The following is a 22,335-nucleotide window of genomic DNA, read 5'->3' on the forward strand; positions in this document are numbered from 1 at the left end:
TCATTCGTAGCCGAACGAGCGCACGCGGGCCTCGTCGTCGGCCCAGCCCGAACGCACCTTGACCCAGAGTTCGAGGAACACCTTGGCGTCGGCCAGCTTCTCGAGCTCGACGCGGGTCTCCATGCCGATGCGCTTGATGCGCTCGCCCTTGTCGCCGATCACCATCGCCTTGTGGCTGTCGCGCTCGACCACGATGGTGGCGGCGATGCGCAGCAGACGCTTGTGGCCCTTCTTCTGCGGCGCTTCTTCCTCGAACTTGTCGATGACAACGGTCGAGGTGTAGGGCAGCTCGTCGCCGGTGAGGCGGAACAGCTTCTCGCGCACCAGCTCGCTGGCGAGGAACTTCTCGCTGCGGTCGGTGAGCTCGTCCTCGTCGTAGAACCAGGGCTGCTCGGGCAGGTACTTCTCGCAGATGCCGAACAGGCGTTCGACGTCCTTCGCGTTCTTGGCCGACATCGGCACGAACTCGGCGAACTCGTGCTTGGCCTGCATCTGCTGCAGCCAGGGCGCGACGTCCGCGCGGCGCCCCACGCTGTCGAGCTTGTTGGCCAGCAGGATCGTCGGGATTCCCTTGCCGAGCAGCTTGAGCACGCGCTCGTCGGCCGGCGTGAAGCTGCCGGCCTCGACCACGAACAGGATCAGGTCGACGTCGCCGACCGCGCCCTGCACGGTCTTGTTGAGCGATTTGTTCAGTGCGTTGCCATGCAGGGTCTGGAAGCCCGGCGTGTCGACGAACACGAACTGCGTGGCACCGATCGTGCGCATGCCGGTGATGCGATGGCGCGTGGTCTGCGCCTTGCGCGAGGTGATGCTGATCTTCTGGCCGACCAGCGCGTTGAGCAGCGTGGACTTGCCCACGTTGGGCTTGCCGACGATGGCCACCAGGCCGCAGTGCTGCGGGCCCGTGGCTTCCGCCGGTTTGGATTCGCCCGCTGGGTCCTGGGGCTGTGCTGCTGATTTGATAGCGTCGTTCATTTCGTTTTCACGCGCCGCCGCGTGCCTTGAGGCGGATCAACATGGCGGCGGCTGCCGCCTGCTCGCCGGCGCGGCGCGAACCGCCGATGCCGCGTTCGCGAAGGCCCAGCTCGGGCACTTCGCACTCGACGTCGAAGGTCTGCTTGTGCGCTGCCCCCAGTGTCCCCGCGACGCGGTAGACGGGCAGCTTCATTTTGTGACCCTGCAGCCATTCCTGCAATTCGGTCTTCGGGTCCTTGCCCACCGCCTCCATGCGCGGATTGATCTCGACCGCCTCGTAGAGCCGGTGCACCAGCGCCTGCGCGGCCGCGAAGCCGGCATCGAGGTAGACCGCGCCGATCAGCGCCTCGAGCGCATCGGCCAGGATCGACGGCCGGTTCGGACCGCCCGAGCGGGCTTCGCCCTCGCCCAGCCGCAGCAGCGGCGAGAGCGCGAGGCCCACGGCCAGCCGGTGCAGGGTGTCCTGCTTCACGAGGTTGGCGCGCACGCGCGACAGGTCGCCTTCGGGCAGGGCCGCGAGACGCGTGTAGAGCAGGTGCGAGACCGCCAGGTTCAGCACCGAGTCGCCGAGGAACTCGAGGCGCTCGTTGTGGTCGGCGGAGAAGCTGCGGTGCGTGAGCGCGAGCTGCAGCAGCCGCGGGTCGGCGAACGTGTACTTCAGGCGCGACTGGAGCGCCGTGAGGCCGCCGTCCACCTTGCTTCCCTGGGCGTTCAGTTGGTCTCGCCCTTGTACTTGAGCACGAGGTAGGCGGGGCCGAACAGCGGGATCTCGCGCTCGTAGGAAAAGGCCACCACGACCTTGTCGTTGACCTTCTTGATGTCGAGGTCCTTGCCCGTGACCGACGTGAAGTCGTCGATGGCCTGGGCGCGGTCGAAGATGGCGCGGATCTCGGGCACGGTGCTGCCTTCCTTGGCCTTGTTGGCGGCCTTGTAGATCGCCTGGTACTCGATCAGCGTCGGGATGACCTGGGCGACGACGACGCCCACGCAGGCCAGCACGACGGCCACGAACACGAGACCGATGAACGAGATGCCGCGCTGGCGCGCCGCACTGTTCCGGATCGACCGAACAGCTCTCATACCCTCATACCCCTCGAACGATTTGCTGACTTATTGGAATGGACCGATGCGTCCCAGGTCGCCGAAGTTCATCCAGACGAAGAAGGCCCGGCCCACGATGTTCTTGTCCGGCACGAAGCCCCAGAAACGGGAGTCGGCCGAATTATCGCGGTTGTCGCCCATCATGAAATAGTTGCCGGCCGGCACCTTGCAGGTGACGCCCTCGACCGAGTAACGGCAGTTCTCGCGGAAGGGGAAGTCGCTGGCGCCGGGCACGAAGGCGGGGCCGGCGTCGTCGTTGAGGATCTTGTGCTGCTTGCCCGCGAGGTTCTCGTCGAACTGCTTGAGCAGGCGCATCGACTCGCCATCGAGGTAGTCGGGCGCGGCCTCCTTCGAGACCGGCTGGCCGTTGATCGTGAGCTTCTTGTTCAGGTAGGCCACCTCGTCGCCGGGAATGCCGACCACGCGCTTGATGTAGTCCTGGCTCGGCTTGGGCGGGTAGCGGAACACCACCACGTCGCCGCGCGCCAGCGGCGTGCCGTCGGTGATCTTGGTGTTGATCACCGGCAGCCGCAGGCCGTAGGTGAACTTGTTGACCAGGATCAGGTCGCCGGTGAGCAGCGTGGGCATCATCGAGCCCGAGGGAATCTTGAACGGCTCGTAGAGGAAGGAGCGCAGCAGGAACACGACCAGGATCACGGGGAACAGCCCGGCGGTCCAGTCGAGCCACCAGGGCTGCATCAGCAGCCGCTCGCTGGCCTTGGCATCGGCGGTGTCGACCTGCTTGATGCCCTGGCCGGCCAGCCGTGCATTGCGCTCGGCCAGCGAGCTCTCGAGCTCGGCGGCCGCGCGCTCGCGCCGCGGCAGGAAGTAGAAGCGCTCCGCCAGCCAATAGAGGCCGGTGACCACCGTGGCCAGGAACAACAGCAAGGCGAAGTTGCCCTCGATCGCTCCGAAGTACCAGGCGCCGATGTAGCCGGCGAATGCCGCGAGGATGAGGGAGGTGATGAATGCCATGTTGATCAGTCTTCGACTTGCAGGATCGCGAGGAAGGCCTCTTGCGGGACCTCGACCGAGCCGATCTGCTTCATTCTTTTCTTGCCCGCCTTCTGCTTCTCGAGCAGCTTCTTCTTGCGGGTGATGTCGCCGCCGTAGCACTTGGCCAGCACGTTCTTGCGCAGCGCCTTGATTGTCTCACGCGCAATGATGTTGACCCCGATGGCGGCCTGGATGGCCACGTCGAACATCTGGCGCGAGATGATCTCGCGCATCTTCGACACCACCGCGCGGCCGCGGTACTGCGACTGCGTGCGGTGCACGATGATCGAGAGCGCGTCGACCTTCTCGCCGTTGAGAAGGATGTCGACCTTGACCACGTCGGAGGCACGGTACTCCTTGAACTCGTAGTCCATGGAGGCATAGCCGCGGCTGACCGACTTCAGCTTGTCGAAGAAGTCGAGCACGATCTCGCCGAGCGGCATCTCGTAGGTCAGCATGACCTGGCGGCCGTGGTAGGCCATGTTCATCTGTACGCCGCGCTTCTGGTTGGCCAGCGTCATGACGGCGCCGACGTATTCCTGCGGCATGTACAGGTGCACGGTCACGATCGGCTCGCGGATCTCGCTCATCCGGCCGACCTCGGGCATCTTGGACGGGTTCTCGACCATGATGACCTCGCCGTCGCTGCGCACCACCTGGTAGACCACGCTCGGCGCGGTCGTGATCAGGTCCTGGTCGAACTCGCGCTCCAGGCGCTCCTGCACGATCTCCATGTGCAGCAGGCCGAGGAAGCCGCAGCGGAAGCCGAAGCCCAGCGCCTGGCTCACCTCGGGCTCGTAGCGCAGCGAGGAGTCGTTGAGCTTGAGCTTCTCGAGCGCATCGCGCAGCGAGTCGTACTCGCTGGCCTCGGTCGGATAGAGACCGGCGAACACCTGCGGCTGGATCTCCTTGAAGCCCGGCAGCGCCTCGGTCGCGGTGGCGGCCGCGCCGCCCGTGCCCGGCTTGATCAGCGTGACGGTGTCGCCGACCTTCGCGGCCTGCAGTTCCTTGATGCCCGCGATGATGTAGCCCACCTCGCCCGCCTCGAGCGAGGCGCGCGGCTCGTTGGCCGGCGTGAAGACGCCGACGTTGTCGGCGTTGTAGCTGGCGCCCGAGGCCATCATCTTGATGCGGTCGCCCTTCGCGAGCCGGCCGTCGACCACGCGCACCAGCATCACGACGCCGACGTACGGATCGAACCAGCTGTCGACGATCATCGCGCGCAGCGCGGCGTCGGGATTGCCGCGCGGCGCCGGCATCTTGTGCACGATCGCCTCGAGGATGTCGTCGATGCCCATGCCGGTCTTCGCCGAGCATGGAATCGCATCGGTCGCGTCGATGCCGATCACGTCCTCGATCTCGGTGCGCGCGTTGTCGGGATCGGCGTTCGGCAGATCCATCTTGTTGAGCACGGGCACCACTTCGACGCCGAGGTCGAGCGCGGTGTAGCAGTTGGCCACCGTCTGCGCTTCGACGCCTTGCGATGCATCGACGACGAGCAGCGCGCCTTCGCATGCCGACAGCGAACGGCTCACTTCATACGAGAAGTCGACGTGGCCCGGCGTGTCGATCAGATTGAGGTTGTAGACCTGTCCATCGCGTGCCTTGTAGTGCAGTGCGGCGGTCTGCGCCTTGATGGTTATCCCACGCTCTTTCTCGATGTCCATCGAGTCGAGCACCTGCGCTTCCATCTCGCGTTCCGCGAGGCCGCCGCAGCGTTGGATCAAACGGTCAGCGAGCGTCGACTTGCCATGGTCGATGTGCGCAATGATCGAAAAATTTCTGATGTGATTCATCAACGGGAACGCTTAAGTACTTGAATTGGCTCGTGCACAGAGGGCAGCAGGCAAGAAAAAAGGGCGCGTCTCCCGGAGACGCGCCCTGAACCAACAAGCAATGGCAACTGCAGTAGTTGGAACTTCATTGTAGGCAAAAAGGGAAGCGCGTACATCCAGGAACAGGGTCCAAACGGGTCGTTGCGGGTCAACAACAAGCAACTTATAAACAACTTATCAACAGGCTTGGTGGAGCACTCTCTGAACAACTTGTGGGCGATCTGTGGAGCGTCGGTGGACTGTCACCTGACATCTCGCATGGTGGAGGAGACTGTCCCGCTTATGCGCCGACTGGCCGCCGAGAGGCCGCTATTCTACCGAAAATGGTCCTTAGCCCTTCTTTAAGTTAGTAAATACTGACAAATCGACGGCTTTGGATCGATGCAGATTTTTTTAAAGCGGCGCGCCGAAGCGTCGCAAACAGCTCAAAAAAATGGCCCCAAACCCGACTGACGGGTGGGGCCACTTGACGGCACCGCCGGGATCAGCGTGCGGGCCGGATGAGCGCGTACTGCGCCCATTCGCCGCGACGGAACAGCACGCTGACCGGCTTGCTCTTGTCGGCCTTGGCCACCGCGGCCTCGAATTCCTTGACGCTGCCCACCTCGGAGTTGGCAATCGACAGGATCACGTCGCCCTCGCGCAGGCCGGCCTTCGCGGCGGCCTCGGTGGCGGCGTCGATGCGCACGCCGCGGACCTTGAGCTCCTTCTTCTGCGCCTCGGTCAGATCGCTGACCGCGAGGCCGAGCGACTTGCCCGCCGCGGAGGGCTTCGCCTGCGGCTCTTCGCGATCGGCCGGCTTCTTGGCGGGCTTGGCCTCGGCATCGCCCTCGGCCACGGTGATGGAAAGCTCGCGCGAGGCGCCGTTGCGGAACACGGTCAGCGTGCTCTTGACGCCCGGCTTGGTGCTGGCCACCGAGCGCGACAGGTCGCTCGGCGTCTCGATGACCTTGTCGCCGTACTTGGTGATGATGTCGCCCTCGCGCACGCCGGCCTTCTCGGCCGCCGAACCCGGCACCACGGCGCTCACGAGCGCGCCGCGCGCCTTGCCCAGGCCGATGGACTCGGCCACGTCCTTCGAGACCGAGCCGATGGACACGCCGATCAGGCCGCGCGACACGCGCCCGGTGGTGCGCAGCTGGTCGCTGACGCGGATCGCCTCGTCGATCGGGATCGAGAACGAGATGCCCATGTAGCCGCCCGAGCGCGAGTAGATCTGGCTGTTGATGCCGATCACTTCGCCGCGCAGGTTGATCAGCGGGCCGCCCGAGTTGCCCGGGTTGATCGCGACGTCGGTCTGGATCAGCGGCACCAGCTCGCCGGTGTCGCGCTGCTTGGCGCTCACGATGCCTGCGGTCACGGTGTTCTCGAGGCCGAACGGCGAGCCGATCGCCATCACCCATTCGCCCACGCGCAGCTTCGAGATGTCGCCGATCTTCACCACCGGCAGGCCCGTGGCCTCGATCTTCACGACCGCGACGTCGCTGCGCTTGTCCGCGCCGACGAGCTTGGCCTTGAACTCGCGCTTGTCGGTCAGCGTGACGATGATCTCGGACGCGTCCTCGATCACGTGCGCGTTGGTCATGACATAGCCGTCGGCCGTGAGGATGAAGCCCGAGCCCACGCCGCGAGGACGCTCTTCTTCCTGAGGCTGCTGCTGCGGACGGTTCTGGCGCGGCCCCGGACGCGGGTTGCCCGGCAGGGGCTGGCCGAAGAAGCGACGGAAGAAGTCCTGCATCTCCTCGTCCATCTCGCCGCTGCCGCGCGTCGACACCTTCTCGACGGTGCGGATGCCGACGACCGCGGGACCGACCTGCTCCACGAGGTCGGCGAAATCGGGCAGTCCGCGCGTCTGCGCGCTGGCCGGCGCCGCCGGCAGGAACCCCACGGCGACGGAACACGCCAGGCCGAATGCGAAGAGGCAGGAACGGAGCTTGTGTCCCTCGACTTTGAACATCATGGGTTTTCTTTCAAAAGATCAAAGAGCGGTTGCAACAACAAAGACTATGAGTCGAACCATGGACTTGGTTCCATGCAATTCGCGCCCGTCAGCGCGTGCGTGCAAGGCTCTGGGCAAATGCGTCGAGGGTCGATTGCGGTACCTCGCCGACGGCGGTCAGCCACCAGTCGTTGGCCGGCTCGGGCAGGCGCCTGCGGATCGCATTCGTCGCGCCAATGGTCAGCACGCCGTCGCGCGGCGCGCGCTTGGCGTCGTAGCGCTCGATGAACAGCGACACCGAGGCGAGGCCGTCGGAGAAGATCCATTGCACGGTGCGGTCCTGCGTCGCGGCATTCTTGTCGCCGTCGGCCGCGGGCCGCCGGAAGAAGCTGCGCGGCTTGAAGCCTGCCACCGGCGCGCTCAGGGTCCAGCCCTCGTCCTGCGCGCTGGTGCGCTCGAGCTCGAGCTTCTCGATGCGGTAGCCCGCGGTGTTGGCCATCATCTGGGCCAGCGCCTGGGCCTTCACGGGCACGTCGAGCTGCAGCTCGGAGAACGCCGACTGCTCGACCACGCGCGACTGGTCGTCGAGCGTCTGCAGCTTGACGACGAGGCCGGTGCGGCGCTCGCTCCAGATGCGGTAGCCGAAGCGCAGGCCGTCGTGCGGATTCAGCTGCACCACGTCGGCATCGAAGCCGGCCACGCGGTCCTTGCCGATGGGCCGCACGTCGTAGAACTCGCCGATCGACGAGTCCTGCTTGTCGGGCAGGTTGGGAAAGAGATCCAGGTTCTCGCGCTTCTCGACCTTGACCACCTTCGCCTCGGGCAGGAAGGTCATCACGCTCTGGTTGCGGCGGAAGGTCGAGCGCTGCGGGCCGCTCAGCGCCTCGATGCGCTCGATCTGCTGCTCGCCGTCGCGCACATGCCAGATGCGCGCACTCGACAGGTCGCCGCCGGGCGCGGACACCACGAAGGTGCCGACGTAGTTGCGCTGGCGCGCGCCGGCGTGCATGCGCTGCAGCCACTCGGTCACGCTCATGCCGGGCGGCTCGCCCGCCGCCTGGGCCGATGCCGCGCCCCGGGTGTTCGCCGCGCTGGAACGGGTCTGCGCGGAGGCGATCTGCGCGAGGCAAAAGGCGGCAAGCACGAGCACGAACGCGCGTGCGGAGATCGGCATCTGAACGGTCATTGGCAGGGAAGGAGGCGGTGTCGCGCGCTCAGCGCGTGGGTCCTTCGAAGGTGGCGTTGCGCAGGAAACCGGAAGGCATCTGCGAGGCCCCACCGGCCTGCTGATGCGCCTCGAGCAACTGGTCCAGGCGCGGATCGCGCAGCATCACCTGCGGCTTGCCGTTGCCCACGATCACGCGCGTGGGCGTGAGCGTCGAGGCCTGCTGCACGCCGCTGGGCGCGGCCGATGCGAGCACCGGGCCCGACACGGGTTGTTGCTGCGCGAGCTGGGCGCCGGCCGGGCCGTTGACGACACCGCTGCCGACCCAGCTCCAGCTGATGGCGGCCACGGCCACCAGCGAGGCGGCACCGGCCACGAGTTTCCAGCGAAAGACCGGCTCGTTGGCCGCGTCGGCGCGGCGCTGGAGCGGCACCGCCTGGGCTTCGGGAACGGCCGCCACGGGCCGGATCGCCACCGGCTCGGCCGCCAGCCGCTGCTGGAAGCGCGCGAGGAAGGCATTGCCGTCGCTGCACGCCGTGGTGGAACCCGAACGCAGCACGTCGCCCACCACATGGTAGGCCTGCCACGCCGCGCGGTATTCCTCGTCGCCGCAGACCTTGTCGATGGCCTGCGCGAACTCGTCGCCCTGCAAATGACCATCCGCGAGCGCCGACACCTGTTCTCGAACCGTCATCGTCTGATTCATTTCGTTCACCTGATTTTGCTTACCAACGCTTGCCCGACTGGTTGTCGAGCAGCGGTTTGACCCTGGCCGAAATGGCCTCGCGCGCACGGAAGATCCGGGAACGCACGGTGCCGATGGGGCAATCCATGACCTCGGCAATCTCTTCGTAACTCATGCCCTCGATCTCGCGCAGCGTGACTGCCTGGCGCAACTCCGCGGGGAGCGCTTCCATGGCGGACTCGACCGCGGCCGCGATTTCGTTGGCCGCCATGACGGATTCGGGGGTTTCGTCGGTGGTTGGTTCGTTTCCCGGACGGTAAGTTTCATCGTCGTCCTCGGAAGACGGCCGCAGGGCGCTTTCCGAGATGGTCGGGTCGCGCTTCATGTCGACCAGCGCCTTCTTCGCCGTATTCACCGCGATCCGGTAGAGCCAGGTGTAGAACTGCGCCTCGCCGCGGAATTGGTGCAGTGCACGATAGGCGCGGATGAAGGTTTCCTGCGCGATGTCCTCGACCAGGTCGACGTCGCGCACCATGCGCCCGATCAGGCGCTCGATGCGGCGCTGGTACTTCATGACCAGCAGTTCGAAGGCCTTCTGGTCGCCCGCCACCGTGCGCTGCACGAGCTGGAAGTCGACCTCGCCCGGACGCGGCGCCGCCGCGGCGTCGGTCAGGCCGGAATCCGGCGGCACGGGCGGCGGGGACGTGGTCATCGAGAGGGGGATTTCAAGGTGCGTCGGCGGGTGCGGTCGCGCGCCAGACATCGCCGCCGGTGTCGGCAGCGGGGGGGCGCGAATATACCGCACGGCGCAGATCGCGCCAGCGCTCGGGCATCGCCTCCCGCTCGACCCAGAGCCAGCGCTGCGGCCGGCCCGGCTCGCTCAGGCGCAACAGCAGCAGCGATTGCAGGTCGAGCGCGACGAAAGCGCGCGCGGCCAGGACCGAGCGCGCCGGGTCCGCGGCGTCGGAGGCCGCGGGCGCCAGCGACCAGACGCGGCCGTCGAAATGAAGAAAACCGGCTCCGTCGCGGCGCAGGCCGATGCCTGCGGCCGCGCCCGCGAACAGCACGCTGAGCAACAACAGCGCGTGGCGCCAGCCGATGCTATCGAAAAAGTAGCAGGACGCCCCGGCGCAAAGCGCGCCCAGGGCCCAGACCACGGTCAGGAGGCGGGCAGCGCCACGCGAGCGCCCCACCGGATAGGTCACCGACGGTGCGCCGTGCATGGGAGGTGAAGACTCAAGCGCGCTTGAACACCAGCGTGCCGTTGGTGCCGCCGAAGCCGAAGTTGTTCTTGACCGCGACATCGATCTTCAGATCGCGCGCCTCGTTGGCGCAGTAGTCGAGATCGCACTCCGGATCCTGGTTGAAGATGTTGATCGTCGGCGGGCTCTTCTGGTGATGCAGGGCCAGCACCGTGAACACCGATTCGATGCCGCCCGCGCCGCCCAGCAGGTGGCCGGTCATGGACTTGGTCGAATTCACGACCAGCTTCTTCGCATGGTCGCCGAAGGCGTTCTTGATCGCGTTCGTCTCGTTGAGGTCGCCGAGCTGCGTCGAGGTGCCGTGCGCATTGAGGTACTGCACCTGATCGGGGTTGACGCCCGCATTGGCGAGCGCCATGACCATCGAGCGGCGCGGGCCGTCGACGTCGGGCGCCGTCATGTGGTACGCATCGCCCGTCAGGCCGAAGCCCGCGACTTCGGCGTAGATCTTGGCGCCGCGCGCCTTGGCATGCTCGTACTCCTCGAGCACGACCACGCCGGCACCCTCGCCGAGCACGAAGCCGTCGCGGTCCTTGTCCCACGGGCGCGAGGCCGTGGCGGGATCGTCGTTGCGCGTGCTGAGCGCGCGCGGCGCGGTGAAGCCACCGATGCCGAGCGGAGAGATGGTCGACTCGGCGCCGCCCGCGATCATCACGTCGGCGTCGCCGTACTCGATCATGCGCGCCGAGGTGCCGATGGCATGCAGGCCGGTGGTGCAGGCGGTGACCACGGCGATGTTCGGGCCCTTGAAGCCGTACTTGATCGACACGTGGCCCGAGATCATGTTGATGATCGACGCCGGCACGAAGAATGGCGACACGCGGCGCGGGCCGCGGTTCACCAGCTCGCCGTGCGTGGCCTCGATCATCGGCAGGCCGCCGATGCCCGAGCCGATGTTGCAGCCGATGCGGACCGCTTCCTCGTACGGCAGTTCCTCGCCGGTCTTGAGCCCGCTGTCCTGCACCGCCTGGATCGCGGCGGCCATCCCGAGGTGGATGAAGCGGTCCATGTGGCGCGCTTCCTTCTCGGAGATGTATTGGGCAATGTCGAAACCCTTCACCTCGCCCGCGAACTTGCAGGCGAAGGCGCTCGCATCGAACGCGGTGATGTTCGCGATGCCCGAATTTCCCGCCAACAGGTTGGCCCAGGAATCGGCCACCGTGTTTCCGACGGGAGCGATGCAACCGAGTCCGGTCACGACGACGCGGCGTTTGGTCATGCCGGCAAACCTTTCTGGAAGCGCTGGACGACGTGCGTTCGGCGCATGCGGGTCTGGGAAAAGACCGCCGGCCGCCGCAGTGTCGTCAGTTGGGGCCGATCAGGCCTTTTGATTCTTGGTGGCGTAGTCGACGGCGTTTTGCACCGTGGTGATCTTCTCGGCGTCTTCGTCGGGGATCTCGATGCCGAATTCGTCTTCGAGTGCCATCACGAGTTCGACCGTGTCGAGCGAGTCAGCGCCGAGGTCGGCCACGAAAGCCTTTTCGTTCGTCACTTGGGACTCTTCCACGCCGAGCTGCTCGGCGATGATTTTCTTGACACGTGCTTCGATATCGCTCATTTGATTCCCTCTGAGGGTTGTAGGTAACCGGTGGATTTTAGCCGGGCGGATTGCGAGCTTCCCCGCAGGCCCGGCACGACGAAAAGCTTGGCGCCTTGCGGCTTACATGTGCATGCCGCCGTTGACGTGCAGTTCCTGCCCCGTCACGTAGGCGGCCTGGGGAGATGCGAGGTACGCCACCGCATGCGCGATGTCGGCGGGCTTGCCCAGATGGCCCAGCGGGATTTGCTGCAGCAGCGCCTGCTGCTGTGCTTCGGGCAGGCTGGCCGTCATGTCGGTCTCGATGAAACCGGGGGCGACGCAGTTGACCGTGATGTTGCGGCTGCCGAGCTCGCGCGCCAGCGCGCGCGTCATGCCGGCCACGCCGGCCTTGGCGGCCGCGTAGTTGGCCTGGCCGGCATTGCCGGAGGCGCCGACCACGCTGGTGATGCTGATGATGCGGCCGTAGCGCTGCTTCATCATCGGACGGATCACGGCGCGCGACAGGCCGAAGACGGCCTTCAGGTTGGTGTCGAGCACCGCATCCCAGTCGTCGTCCTTCATGCGCATCGCGAGCGTGTCGCGCGTGATGCCGGCGTTGTTGACCAGCACGTGGATCGCGCCGTAGGCCTTCACGATCTCGTCGATCAGCGCCTCGACGGCCGCGCCGTCGTTCACGTTCAGCGCGCGACCGCGGCCGTCGTAGGCGCTGAGCATGGCGGTGATCTTGGACGCGCCCTCTTCCGTGGTGCCGGTGCCGACCACCTTGAGGCCGCGCTGCGCGAGCTCCAGCGCGATGGCCGCGCCGATGCCGCGCGATGCGCCGGTGACCAGGGCGACTTGCCCTTCGAATTTGGGAATGCTCATAAAAAGAAGAAGGTCTTGGGGCCTGGCACCGGTCAGCCGGCGAGCGATTGTCGAACGTCGGCGAGCGTGGCCGGGTCGTACACCGACGCGGCTTCGAGCTCGGGGGCGATGCGCTTGGCCATGCCGGCCAGCACCTTGCCCGGACCGCACTCGATGATGGCGGCTACACCGCGCAGTTTCAAGGCCTGCACGCTTTCGACCCAGCGAACCGGGCCGGCGGCCTGGCGCACCAGCGCGTCGCGGATACGGTCGGCGTCGGTCTCGACCGCCACGTCGATGTTGTTGAGCACCGGAATCTGCGGCGCGGCCAGCGTCACCGAGGCCAGCTTCTCGCGCAGCGCCTCGGCCGCGGGCTTCATCAGGCTCGAATGGAACGGGGCCGACACCGGCAGCGGCAGCGCACGCTTGGCGCCGTTGGCCTTGAGCGTCTCGCAGGCCTTCTCGACCGCCGCCTTGCTGCCAGCGATCACGGTCTGCATCGGGTCGTTGAAATTCACGGCCTCCACCACTTCGGCGCTGCCGGCGCCGAACGAGGCGGTGACTTCCTGGCAGTTGGCGATGACCTTGGCGGCTTCCATCCCGAGGATAGCGGCCATGGCGCCGGTGCCGACCGGCACGGCCTGCTGCATCGCCTGGGCGCGAAAGCGCACCAGCGGCGCTGCCTGCGCGAGCGTCAGCACGCCCGATGCCACCAGCGCCGAATATTCGCCGAGCGAATGGCCGGCCACCACCGACGGCGTGGCGCCGCCTTCGGCCAGCCAGGCGCGCCAGGCGGCCACACCGGCCACCAGCATCACGGGCTGGGTGTTGGTCGTGAGCGCCAGCGCCTCCTTCGGGCCGGTCTTGATCAGCGCGGCGATGTCTTCGCCGAGCGCTTCGGAGGCTTCGCGCAGCGTTTCGGCCACGGCCGGGTGATCGCCCCAGGCATCGAGCATGCCGACCGCCTGCGAACCCTGACCCGGAAAGACAAAAGCAAAGGATTTCATTGTTGTATGCGTCACGTCGCGCGGCCCGCCAAGGCAGGACCGGCTGTCTCGCCCACTAATAACTACAGATTCAGCAGCACCGCGCCCCAGGTGAAACCGCCACCCACGCCTTCGAGCATGAGGGTTTCGCCCTTCTTCACCTTGCCGGAACGCACCGCTTCGTCGAGCGCCAGCGGAATCGAGGCCGCGGACGTGTTGCCGTGCTCGTTGACCGTGACGACCAGCCGCTCGCGCGGCAGCTTCAGCTTCTTGGCCGTGCCTTCCATGATGCGGATGTTGGCCTGGTGCGGGATCAGCCAGTCGATGTCGGCCTCGGTCTTGCCGGCCTTGGCCAGGGTGGCGCGCGCGGCTTCCTCGAGCACGCGCACCGCGAGCTTGAAGACCGCCTGGCCGTCCATGTGCAGCAGCGGCGTGCCGAGCACGTTGCCGCCCGACACGTGGCCGGGCACGCAAAGAATGCCGACGTGCTTGCCATCGGCATGCAGGTCGGTCGCCAGGATGCCGGGCTCGTCGCTGGCTTCCAGCACCACCGCGCCGGCGCCGTCGCCGAACAGCACGCAGGTGGTGCGGTCGTTGAAATCGAGGATGCGCGAGAACACCTCGGCGCCGATCACCAGCGCGCAGCGCGCGCTGCCGGTGCGGATCATCGCGTCGGCCACGGTCAGCGCATAGACGAAACCGCTGCACACGGCCTGCACGTCGAAAGCCGGGCAGCCGGCGATGCCGAGCTTGTTCTGGAGGATGGCCGCCGACGAGGGGAACACCATGTCGGGGGTCGAGGTGGCGACGATGATCAGGTCGACGTCGCCGGCCTTGCGCCCGGCCGCCTCGAGGGCATGGCGGGCGGCATGCAGGCCAAGGTCGCTGCTGCCCACGTCGGGCGCCGCGAAATGGCGCGCATGGATGCCGGTGCGCTCGACGATCCACTGGTCGGAGGTCTCGATGCCGCGCGCCGCCAGTTCCTTGGCGAGATCGTCGTTGGTCACCCGGCGCGGCGGCAGGTAGCTGCCGGTGCCGGTGATGCGTGAATATGGGCTCATCAAAACGTGAAGCTAGACCGCGTCGGCCGTCGCCGCCGATTCCTGCCGCGCGAGCAAAGGCGCGGCGTGGGCGATGCGGGCCCGAACGCGGTCGAGCAGGTTGTTGCGAGCGGCATCATAAGCGCGATCCAGCGCATGGCCGAAAGCCGTCTCGTCGGCCGAACCATGGCTCTTGAAAACCAGCCCACGCAGGCCCAACAGCGCCGCGCCGTTGTAACGACGGTGATCCAACCTGCTTTTGAACGCTTTTAGAACCGGATAAGCAACGATAGCAGCAATCTTCGTGAAAATGCTCCGCGAGAATTCGACGCGGATGAACTCGCCGATCATCGAAGCCACGCCCTCGCTGGCCTTCAACGCCACGTTGCCGACAAAGCCATCGCAGACCACGATGTCCGTCGTGCCCTTGAAGATGTCGTTGCCTTCCACGTTGCCGTAGAAGTTCAGATCCTTGGAGTTGGCTGCCGTACGCAGCAATTGGCTGGCTTTCTTGATCGTTTCGCTGCCCTTGATCGCTTCCTCGCCCACATTGAGCAGGCCGACGGAAGGCGACTCGTTGCCCGTCAGCGCCGACACCAGCGCCGAGCCAAGCACGGCGAACTGAAGCAGGTCCTCGGCATCGCAATCCACGTTGGCGCCAAGGTCAAGCACCGTGGTGGCGCCACCCTTCGCGTTGGGCAACTGCGGCGCGATCGCGGGCCGGTCGATGCCATCGAGCGTCTTGAGCAGGTAGCGCGCGATCGCCATCAGCGCGCCGGTATTGCCGGCGGAAATCGCGGCCTGGGCCGCGCCGTCCTTCACCTGCTGGATCGCGACCCGCATCGACGAGTCTTTCTTCTTGCGCAGCGCGATCTCGATCGGATCGTCCATGCCGACCACCTCGCTGGCCGGAACGACCCGGGCGCGGGGATGCGCGGCAAAACCGGCCAGCGCGGCGGGCGCGCCGACCAGCAACAACGAGGCCTCGGGATGGCGCTCGAGAAAGGCACGGCAGGCCGCGAGCGTGACGCGCGGGCCATGGTCGCCCCCCATGCAATCGACGGCGAGCGTGATTGCCGAAGGCGCAGCAGTGGAAGCCGGGGAAGAGGAAGGCGTAGCCATCAAAACAAAGGCCCGATGCTACAAAAAAAGTAGCTTCGGGCCTTGGCCTTGGAGTGCGAAATCAGGCTTCGGACTTGTTCTTGAGCACCTGACGGCCACGGTAGAAACCGTTGGGGCTGATGTGGTGACGCAGGTGCGTTTCGCCGGTGGTCGGCTCGACGGCGATGCCGGGCACGCCCAGGGCATTGTGGGAACGGTGCATGCCGCGCTTGGAAGGCGACTTCTTGTTTTGCTGGACGGCCATGATGGCTCCTGGACGGTAAGGTGGGTGAGAGGATGCGGGCTCAGGCTGAAGCAGTGAGGCGGCATGAAGGACATGCCCAGGTTCCGAGGTTCTTGACCGGAACCCGCACTGCTGCGTACGGCGGCGCGCGCGAAGCCCATGATTATAGCCCAGACTGCCCGGATCGGGCTAGTCGCCCTGCCCGGGCTTGCGCGAACGCAACGCCCCGAGCACGGCGAAGGGGTTTTCGCGCTCCTTGTCGGGCGACTCGAAATCGGGGTCGACGGCCGAGAGCCGGACCGGCGCGGGGCACACCTCGTGCACCGGCATGACGGGAATCTCCATCAGCAGCTCGTCCTCGATCAGCGCATGCAGGTCGAAATCGCGGCTCGCGACCAGCAGGTCTTCCTCGGAGTCCTCGTCCTGGGCCGCCGCGGTCTCCTCGTCGGCCACGAAGCGGAACCAGCGGTCGACCTGCACCGGCGTGTCGACCGGCGACAGGCAGCGCTGGCAGACCAGCGGCACCGTGGCCTCGGCCGTCAGATGCAGCCAGGGCTCCTCGCGGCCGTCCGCGCCGACGCGCTGCTCGCCGTCGGCCTCCCAGTGCACCACGGCATCGGGGGCTTCGGCCGCCATCTCGTCGACCAGCCGGGTGTAGTTGCGCACCGGATCGTCGGCGGACAGGGTGGCCGCCGCGGCGGCAAAGCCGGCGACATCGAGCCGGCCAGGGGCAAATTCTCTCTTCATCCGCCCCAGTCTAGCGCGCCGACGCCGGCTTGCCCGTCGGGCCGACCCCGAAGGGTTGCGGCGCCTCCTTCACAATCGCCGCATGCAACGCACCGTGATCCTCGCCTCCACCTCGCGCTACCGCCGCGAGCTGCTCACCCGCCTGCGCCTGCCCTTCGAGGTGCATGCGCCCGAAGTCGACGAAACGCCGCGGGCCGGCGAGGCCCCGCAGGCCCTGGCCCAGCGGCTCGCGCTCGAGAAGGCCAACGCCGTGGCCGCCCGCTTCCCCGACGCCGTGGTGATCGGCTCCGACCAGGTGGCCGACCTGGCCGGCGAATCGCTCGGCAAGCCCGGCGACCATGCGCGCGCCACCGCCCAGCTGCGGCGCATGCGTGGCCAGACGCTGGTCTTCCAGACCGCGGTGGCGGTGGTCTGCCAGGCCACCGGCTTCGTCCAGCGCGACCTGGCACCCGTGCGCGTGGTGTTCCGCGAACTCAGCGACGCCGCGATCGAGCAGTACCTGCTGGCCGAGCAGCCCTACGACTGCGCGGGCAGCGCCAAGAGCGAAGGCCTGGGCATCGCGTTGCTCGAGGCCATCGACAGCGACGATCCCAGCGCCCTGGTGGGCTTGCCGCTGATCCGCACCGCCCGCATGCTGCGTGCCGCCGGGATCGACCTGCTGTGAGCCGCGGCAAGCTCTACCTCGTGCCGGCGCCGCTCGATTTCGGCTGCGACACCCAGGCCCCGCTGCAGGACGCGCTGCCGCTCGGCACGCTGCAGACCGCCGCCGGCATCACGCACTGGATCTGCGAGAACGCCAAGTCCGCGCGCGCCTACCTCAAGCGCATCGACGCCGTGGCCCCGCTGGCGGCGCCGCTGCAGGCGCAGTCGATCCAGGAGCTGCCGCGCGAGGTGCACAAAAAAGGCGACCACGCCGGCCAGTTCGACGCCCGCCCGCTGCTGGCCGCGGCGCTCGAGGGCCACGACATCGGCCTGCTCAGCGAAGCCGGCATGCCGGCCGTGGCCGATCCGGGCTCGTCGGTGGCCCGCGCGGCGCACGACCTGGGCATTTCGGTGGTGCCGCTGATCGGCCCGGTCTCGCTGCTGCTGGCGCTGGCCGCCAGTGGCCTCAACGGCCAGAACTTCGCCTTCGTCGGCTACCTGCCGCAGGACGCCGACGAGCGCCAGCGCCGCATCCGCGAGCTCGAGGCGCTGGCCCTCAAGACCGGGCAGACCCAGTTGTTCATCGAGACGCCCTATCGCAACGCCGCGCTGCTGCAGGCCCTGGTGCAGACGCTGCAGCACAACACGCGGCTGGCGGTGGCGCGCGGGCTCACGCTGGCCGAGGCGAACCTGCGTAGCGAGACCATCAAGGGCTGGCGCGCCAACAAGCCGCCGGCCGGCGTCGACGAACGCCTGCCCGCCGTGTTCGCGATCGGGCGCTGACGATGGCCGTGACCGCCGCCACGCGCTGGGCCTCGCGCGCGCAATTCTTCGCCTCGGGCTTCATCTTCGCGACCTGGGGCGTGCACGTGCCCACGGTCAAGGGGCACTACGGCATCGACGAGGCCCAGCTCGGCCTCGCGATGCTCGCGGCCGGCGCCGGCGCGATGTACGGCCTGACCAGCGCCGGCCGCTGGATCGGCCGCCACGGGCCGCGCCGCATGGCCGCGCTGTGCGGCTGCGTCTACGCGCTGCTGCTCTGCGGCCTGGTCGCGATGCCGGGCTACGCCGCCCTGCTGGGCCTGCTCGCGGTGTTCGGCCTGGTCACCAGCGTGTTCGACGTGGCGATCAACACCGAGGCCGCGCCGCGCGAGCTGCGCGACGGCAAGCCGCTGATGAGCGGCATGCACGGCATGTTCAGCCTCGGCGGCATGGCCGGCGCGGCCAGTGGCAGCGCGGCGCTCGCGGCCGGGCTGGCCCCGCAGAACCATCTGCTGCTGGTGTCTGCCGCGATGGTGGCGCTGGTCGCGCTCTCGGCCACGCGCATGCTGCCGAAGCCGCCCGCGACGCCCGGAGCGGCCGAGGCCGATCACGGCTTCCGCCTGCCGCGCGGCGCACTCGCGGTGCTGGGCGTGCTCGCGGCACTGGGGCTGATCGCCGAAGGCGCGATCTACGACTGGAGCGTGCTCTACCTGCAGCAGGAGTTGGGCAGCCCGCAGAAGCAGGCCGCCCTCGCCTATGCGAGCTTCTCGGCCGCCATGGCGGCGGCGCGTTTCGGCGGCGACGCGCTGCGCGCGCGTTTCGCGCCCGCGGTGCTGCTGCGCGGCAGCGGCCTGCTGGCAGCGGCGGCGATGACGCTCGCGCTGCTCACCGACTGGCCCTGGCTCGCGCTGGTGGGTTTCGCGGGCGTGGGCATCGGCTTCGCGAACGTGGTGCCGATCCTGTTCGCGGCCTCGGCCAAGGTGCCGGGCGTGGAGCCGGCGCGCGGCATCGCGGCCGTCTCGGCGATCGCCTACCTGGGCTTCATGGCGGGCCCGGCGGTCATCGGGCTGATCGCGCGCGCCACCTCGCTGACGGCGGCGCTCTACGTGGTGGTGGTGTTCGCGATCGCGCTGGCGGCCTCGGCGCGCTACGCCGCGGCCGACCAGCCGGCCCGCTGAGACCGCGCAGGCCTCAGCGCAGCGCCGGCACCGACTTCAGCGAACGGATCGTGGCGTCGCCCATGGCGGCGCCGAACTTCTTGGCCAGCTTCTCGGCCACGTTGTCGCGGCGGGTGTAGTCGATGACCTCCTCGGCCTTGATCACCTCGCGCGCCACGTAGTCGACGTTGCCGAGCTGGTCGGCCAGGCCGTAGCTCACGGCCTGTTCGCCACTCCAGAACAGGCCGCTGAACAGGCCCGGGGTGTCGAGCTTGAGGCGGTCGCCGCGGCCGGCCTTCACCACGCCGATGAACTGCTCGTGGATCTGGTCGAGCATCTTCTGCGCGTGCTCGCGCTGGGCGTCGTTCATCGGGCTGAAGGGGTCGAGGAAGCCCTTGTTCTCGCCCGAGGTCAGCAGGCGGCGCTCGACGCCGACCTTCTCCATCGCGCCGGTGAAGCCGAAGCCGTCCATCAGCACGCCGATGCTGCCCACGATGCTGGCCTTGTCGACGTAGATCTTGTCGGCGCCGGCGGCGATGTAGTAGGCCGCCGAGGCGCAGGTTTCCTCGACCACGGCGTAGACCGGCTTCTTGTACTTGGCCTTCAGGCGCTTGATCTCGTCGTTGATGATGCCGGCCTGCACCGGGCTGCCGCCCGGGGAGTTGATCAGCAGCACCACGCCCTTGGCACCGTCGTCCTCGAAGGCGGACTTCATGGCCGCCACGACGAACTCGGCGCTGGCATCGCCGCCGTTGGCGATCTCGCCCTTGATCTCGACCACCGCGGTGTGGGCCGTGGTCTTGGCGGTGCTCGGCGTGCCGCGCGACAGCGCGAACCAGGCCAGGAAGATGAAGAAGGCCAGCCAGGCCAGCCGCGTGAAGGTCTTCCAGCGCCGCGTGGCCTTCTGCTCGTTGAGGGCCGCGAAGGCCAGCTTCTCGAGCGTGGCGCGTTCCCAGCCGGCGCGCTGAGTGGGATCTTTGGACATGGTGCGTTGGGGGTCGGTCGAGGACGAAAGCGAGGGCGGGCTCGGCTCGAAAGGCTCGAAACCCTGGGGATCGGTGCGGTTCTGGTCGTTCATGGGAGCGGCGGGCGAACAGGCAGTCGCGAAGCGCGGCGCATGCTAGAAATTGAAGGGTTGGAGGTTCCAGGCAGTATGCCAGTGCACCACGCCGTCGCGTTCGCTCAGCGCGATCTTCACCAGGCCGCCGCGGCACGGGCCGCCCGCGCATTCGCCGGTGTCGGGCCGATACACGGCGCCGTGGGTGGCGCACAGCAGCCACTGGCCGGTGTCGTCGAAAAAGCGGTCGGGCTGGAAGTCCATCTCCATCGCCACATGGCTGCAACGGTTGAGGTAGGCATGCGGCTGGCCCTCGAAGCGCACCGCGAAGGCGCGGCAGGTCTCGCCGCCGTAGACCACGTCGAAGGACACGGCCCGGCCGCCCTCGGCCAGGTCGGCCGAACTGCACAGTGGAATGCTGTCGTCGCTCATGACCCCATTGTCCCGATTCAGCCGTTGCGCAGCAGCCAGTCCCGCAGGTCGGCGATCGAATGCGCGATGTGCAGCGGCTTGAACTCGGCGAAGCTGTCGGGCTCGTGCGCGCCGTAGCTCACGCCCACGCCGGCGCAGCCCGCGTTCACCGCCAGCTGCAGGTCGTGGGTGGTGTCGCCGATCATCAGCGTGCGTTCGGCGGGCACCTCCAGTTCCTCCATCAGCTCGAGCAGCATGCGCGGATGCGGCTTGCCGAAGGTCTCGTCGGCGGTGCGCGAGGCGTCGAAGCGGTCGCGCAGCGCCACCGTCTTCAGTGCCTCGTTGAGGCCGCGGCGCGACTTGCCCGTGGCCACGGCCAGCTTGTGGCCGCGCGCGCGCAGCGCATCGAGCATCGGCAGCACGCCGTCGAACAGCACGATGTCGTCCTGGTGCTGCAGGTAGTGATAGCGGTAGCGGGCGCCGAGCTCGGGGTACTTCTCCTTGGGCACGTCGGGCGCGGCGCGCGCCAGCGCCTCGGCCAGCCCGAGGCCGATGACCCAGGCGGCGTCGTCCTCACTGGGCTTGGCGCCACCGACGTCGACCACGGCGGCCTGGATGCAGCGCACGATCAGGCGCGTGGAGTCGTAGAGGGTGCCGTCCCAATCGAAGGCGATCAGGTCGAAGCGCGGGGGACGGTCGTTGGCGAGAGGTTCGGTCATGGGGTCGTGGGCGTGGGGTGGAGCGCCATCGCGTCGAGCGCGGCGGGCGGCATCAGCGAGCGCAGCTCGGGCGGCAACTCGGCCTGCAGTGCGACGCGTTCGCCGGTGGCGGGATGGTTGAACTGCAGCCGCCAGGCGTGGAGGAACATGCGCTTGAGGCCCAGCTTCTGCAGCGCGCGCCGGCGCTCGGATTCGCCGTACTTGTCGTCGCCGGCGATCGGATGGCCGGCCGACGCCAGGTGGACGCGGATCTGGTGCGTGCGGCCGGTCTTGATGGTGACGGCGAGCAATGACATCGGCGTGGCATCGCCGGGCAGCGACAGCGTGGCCAGCGCTCGCACCAGCGTCACGGCGCGCATCGCGTCGGGATGGTCCTTGGCCACCACGCGCACGCGGCGCTCGCCGGCGCCGGTGCCGCCATCGGGCAGCAGGTACTTGGCGAGCGGCGCGTCGAGCACCTTCCTGTTGGCGGGCCAGGCACCCTCGACCAGCGCCAGGTAGGTCTTGCCGGTCTCGCGCTCGCGGAACTGCTCCTGCAGCGCCACCAGCGCGCTGCGCTTCTTGGCGACCAGCAGGATGCCCGAGGTCTCGCGGTCGAGCCGGTGCACCAGCTCGAGGAACTTCGCGCCCGGGCGCGCGGTGCGCAGCTGCTCGATCACGCCGAAGCTCACGCCGCTGCCGCCATGCACCGCCACGCCGGCGGGCTTGTCGACGGCCAGCACGGCCTCGTCCTCGAGCAGCAGCGGGAATTCGCGCGCCGGCGCCGCGCTCGCGGCCTCCTCGGCGCGCTCGGCCACGCGGATCGGCGGCAGCCGCACCACGTCGCCGGCCTCGACGCGGGTCTCGGCCTGCACCCGCCCCTTGTTGATGCGCACCTCGCCCGACCGGATGATCCGGTAGACGTGGGTCTTCGGCACGCCTTTCAGATGGCGGAAGAGGAAGTTGTCGAGGCGCTGCCCGGCCGACTCGGCATCGATCGTGAGCAAGCGGATGGCCGCCGGCTGTCCGGCAAACTCCTTAGCCGCGGGGGCTTGCTTCGCACCTATAATGTTTTTCACCAGCGCGGTCGTGTAAGTGCTTGATTAGACAGAAGTTTAGAGCACTGCTGTCAAACACCCCGGCGGCGCT

25 protein-coding genes are annotated in these 22,335 nt (G+C 67.8%); 3 read left to right on the forward strand and 22 right to left on the reverse strand.

The genetic code is table 11. The features are described 5' to 3' along the window. From era to ACEN9J_RS12835, 18 genes are all read right to left on the reverse strand, one after another. Positions 1-975: a GTPase Era gene (gene era, locus ACEN9J_RS12750; RefSeq protein WP_413764246.1), complete on the reverse strand. Its 975-nt coding sequence runs from the start codon at positions 973-975 to the stop codon at positions 1-3. A gap of 7 nt (positions 976-982) precedes the next feature. Further along, positions 983-1,669 carry a ribonuclease III gene (rnc, locus tag ACEN9J_RS12755; protein WP_057592285.1) on the reverse strand — a complete coding sequence of 229 codons (687 nt, stop codon included), beginning with the start codon at positions 1,667-1,669 and terminating at the stop codon, positions 983-985. Between the two features lie 17 nt (positions 1,670-1,686). After that, positions 1,687-2,055, reverse strand: coding sequence for a DUF4845 domain-containing protein (locus ACEN9J_RS12760; protein ID WP_057592286.1), 369 nt, complete (start codon positions 2,053-2,055; stop codon positions 1,687-1,689). Positions 2,056-2,085: 30 nt separating this feature from the next. Beyond that, the gene (gene lepB / locus ACEN9J_RS12765) at positions 2,086-3,051 is read right to left on the reverse strand and encodes a signal peptidase I (RefSeq protein ID WP_057592287.1); all 966 of its coding nucleotides are present in this window, start codon (positions 3,049-3,051) and stop codon (positions 2,086-2,088) included. Between the two features lie 5 nt (positions 3,052-3,056). Continuing rightward, on the reverse strand, positions 3,057-4,868 hold the full coding sequence (gene lepA, locus ACEN9J_RS12770) for a translation elongation factor 4 (RefSeq protein ID WP_057592288.1): 1,812 nt from the start codon (positions 4,866-4,868) through the stop codon (positions 3,057-3,059). 523 nt (positions 4,869-5,391) lie between these two features. After that, the gene (locus ACEN9J_RS12775) at positions 5,392-6,867 is read right to left on the reverse strand and encodes a DegQ family serine endoprotease (RefSeq protein ID WP_057592289.1); all 1,476 of its coding nucleotides are present in this window, start codon (positions 6,865-6,867) and stop codon (positions 5,392-5,394) included. An 88-nt stretch (positions 6,868-6,955) separates the two neighbouring features. Next, complete coding sequence (locus tag ACEN9J_RS12780; protein ID WP_057592290.1) at positions 6,956-8,032, reverse strand: MucB/RseB C-terminal domain-containing protein; 1,077 nt, start codon at positions 8,030-8,032, stop codon at positions 6,956-6,958. A gap of 28 nt (positions 8,033-8,060) precedes the next feature. Further along, the gene (locus ACEN9J_RS12785; RefSeq protein ID WP_413764247.1) at positions 8,061-8,717 is read right to left on the reverse strand and encodes a sigma-E factor negative regulatory protein; all 657 of its coding nucleotides are present in this window, start codon (positions 8,715-8,717) and stop codon (positions 8,061-8,063) included. Between the two features lie 19 nt (positions 8,718-8,736). Further along, positions 8,737-9,408, reverse strand: a complete 672-nt coding sequence (gene rpoE, locus ACEN9J_RS12790) for an RNA polymerase sigma factor RpoE (RefSeq protein WP_057592292.1) — start codon at positions 9,406-9,408, stop codon at positions 8,737-8,739. A 13-nt stretch (positions 9,409-9,421) separates the two neighbouring features. Then, positions 9,422-9,919 carry a hypothetical protein gene (locus tag ACEN9J_RS12795; RefSeq protein ID WP_413764248.1) on the reverse strand — a complete coding sequence of 166 codons (498 nt, stop codon included), beginning with the start codon at positions 9,917-9,919 and terminating at the stop codon, positions 9,422-9,424. Positions 9,920-9,932: 13 nt separating this feature from the next. After that, positions 9,933-11,177: a beta-ketoacyl-ACP synthase II gene (gene fabF / locus ACEN9J_RS12800; protein ID WP_057592294.1), complete on the reverse strand. Its 1,245-nt coding sequence runs from the start codon at positions 11,175-11,177 to the stop codon at positions 9,933-9,935. Positions 11,178-11,276: 99 nt separating this feature from the next. Then, positions 11,277-11,516 (reverse strand): acyl carrier protein, encoded by a 240-nt coding sequence (gene acpP / locus ACEN9J_RS12805; RefSeq protein ID WP_007830471.1) that lies wholly within the window; start codon positions 11,514-11,516, stop codon positions 11,277-11,279. A 102-nt stretch (positions 11,517-11,618) separates the two neighbouring features. Continuing rightward, a complete protein-coding gene (fabG, locus tag ACEN9J_RS12810; protein WP_057592295.1) occupies positions 11,619-12,362 on the reverse strand; it encodes a 3-oxoacyl-ACP reductase FabG in 744 nt (247 codons plus the stop codon). Between the two features lie 32 nt (positions 12,363-12,394). Next, the gene (gene fabD / locus ACEN9J_RS12815) at positions 12,395-13,348 is read right to left on the reverse strand and encodes an ACP S-malonyltransferase (protein ID WP_057592296.1); all 954 of its coding nucleotides are present in this window, start codon (positions 13,346-13,348) and stop codon (positions 12,395-12,397) included. Positions 13,349-13,410: 62 nt separating this feature from the next. After that, entirely contained in the window at positions 13,411-14,388 is a 978-nt protein-coding gene (locus ACEN9J_RS12820; protein WP_296730617.1) for a beta-ketoacyl-ACP synthase III, read from the reverse strand. A gap of 12 nt (positions 14,389-14,400) precedes the next feature. After that, positions 14,401-15,489 (reverse strand): phosphate acyltransferase PlsX, encoded by a 1,089-nt coding sequence (gene plsX, locus ACEN9J_RS12825; RefSeq protein ID WP_082321870.1) that lies wholly within the window; start codon positions 15,487-15,489, stop codon positions 14,401-14,403. A gap of 61 nt (positions 15,490-15,550) precedes the next feature. Then, positions 15,551-15,733 carry a 50S ribosomal protein L32 gene (gene rpmF, locus ACEN9J_RS12830; protein ID WP_057592299.1) on the reverse strand — a complete coding sequence of 61 codons (183 nt, stop codon included), beginning with the start codon at positions 15,731-15,733 and terminating at the stop codon, positions 15,551-15,553. Positions 15,734-15,901: 168 nt separating this feature from the next. Next, positions 15,902-16,459, reverse strand: a complete 558-nt coding sequence (locus ACEN9J_RS12835) for a YceD family protein (RefSeq protein WP_296730621.1) — start codon at positions 16,457-16,459, stop codon at positions 15,902-15,904. A gap of 82 nt (positions 16,460-16,541) precedes the next feature. On the opposite strand from ACEN9J_RS12835, the gene ACEN9J_RS12840 reads away from it, so the two are divergent. Genes ACEN9J_RS12840 through ACEN9J_RS12850 form a run of 3 tightly spaced genes read left to right on the forward strand, consistent with a single transcriptional unit; the run spans position 16,542 to position 19,041 of the window. Beyond that, positions 16,542-17,123, forward strand: coding sequence for a Maf family protein (locus tag ACEN9J_RS12840; RefSeq protein WP_261208726.1), 582 nt, complete (start codon positions 16,542-16,544; stop codon positions 17,121-17,123). Further along, complete coding sequence (locus ACEN9J_RS12845) at positions 17,120-17,884, forward strand: SAM-dependent methyltransferase (protein WP_413764249.1); 765 nt, start codon at positions 17,120-17,122, stop codon at positions 17,882-17,884. The genes ACEN9J_RS12840 and ACEN9J_RS12845 overlap by 4 nt, the downstream gene beginning before the upstream one ends. A 2-nt stretch (positions 17,885-17,886) precedes the next feature. Beyond that, positions 17,887-19,041 carry an MFS transporter gene (locus tag ACEN9J_RS12850; protein ID WP_413764250.1) on the forward strand — a complete coding sequence of 385 codons (1,155 nt, stop codon included), beginning with the start codon at positions 17,887-17,889 and terminating at the stop codon, positions 19,039-19,041. A gap of 13 nt (positions 19,042-19,054) precedes the next feature. Here the strand turns inward: ACEN9J_RS12850 and ACEN9J_RS12855 are convergent, their stop codons facing one another. The 4 genes from ACEN9J_RS12855 to ACEN9J_RS12870 are packed head-to-tail and all read right to left on the reverse strand — an operon-like array spanning position 19,055 to position 22,265. Next, a complete protein-coding gene (locus tag ACEN9J_RS12855; RefSeq protein ID WP_296730630.1) occupies positions 19,055-20,098 on the reverse strand; it encodes a S49 family peptidase in 1,044 nt (347 codons plus the stop codon). Positions 20,099-20,140: 42 nt separating this feature from the next. Continuing rightward, entirely contained in the window at positions 20,141-20,509 is a 369-nt protein-coding gene (locus ACEN9J_RS12860; RefSeq protein WP_057592305.1) for a Rieske (2Fe-2S) protein, read from the reverse strand. Between the two features lie 17 nt (positions 20,510-20,526). After that, entirely contained in the window at positions 20,527-21,207 is a 681-nt protein-coding gene (locus ACEN9J_RS12865) for an HAD family hydrolase (protein WP_413764251.1), read from the reverse strand. Beyond that, a complete protein-coding gene (locus ACEN9J_RS12870; RefSeq protein ID WP_057592307.1) occupies positions 21,204-22,265 on the reverse strand; it encodes an RluA family pseudouridine synthase in 1,062 nt (353 codons plus the stop codon). Before ACEN9J_RS12870 ends, ACEN9J_RS12865 begins: the two co-directional genes overlap by 4 nt. Positions 22,266-22,335 lie beyond the last annotated feature (70 nt).

Origin of the sequence: Variovorax sp. Varisp41 (genome assembly GCF_047325085.1) — a bacterium.
GTDB lineage: Bacteria > Pseudomonadota > Gammaproteobacteria > Burkholderiales > Burkholderiaceae_C > Variovorax.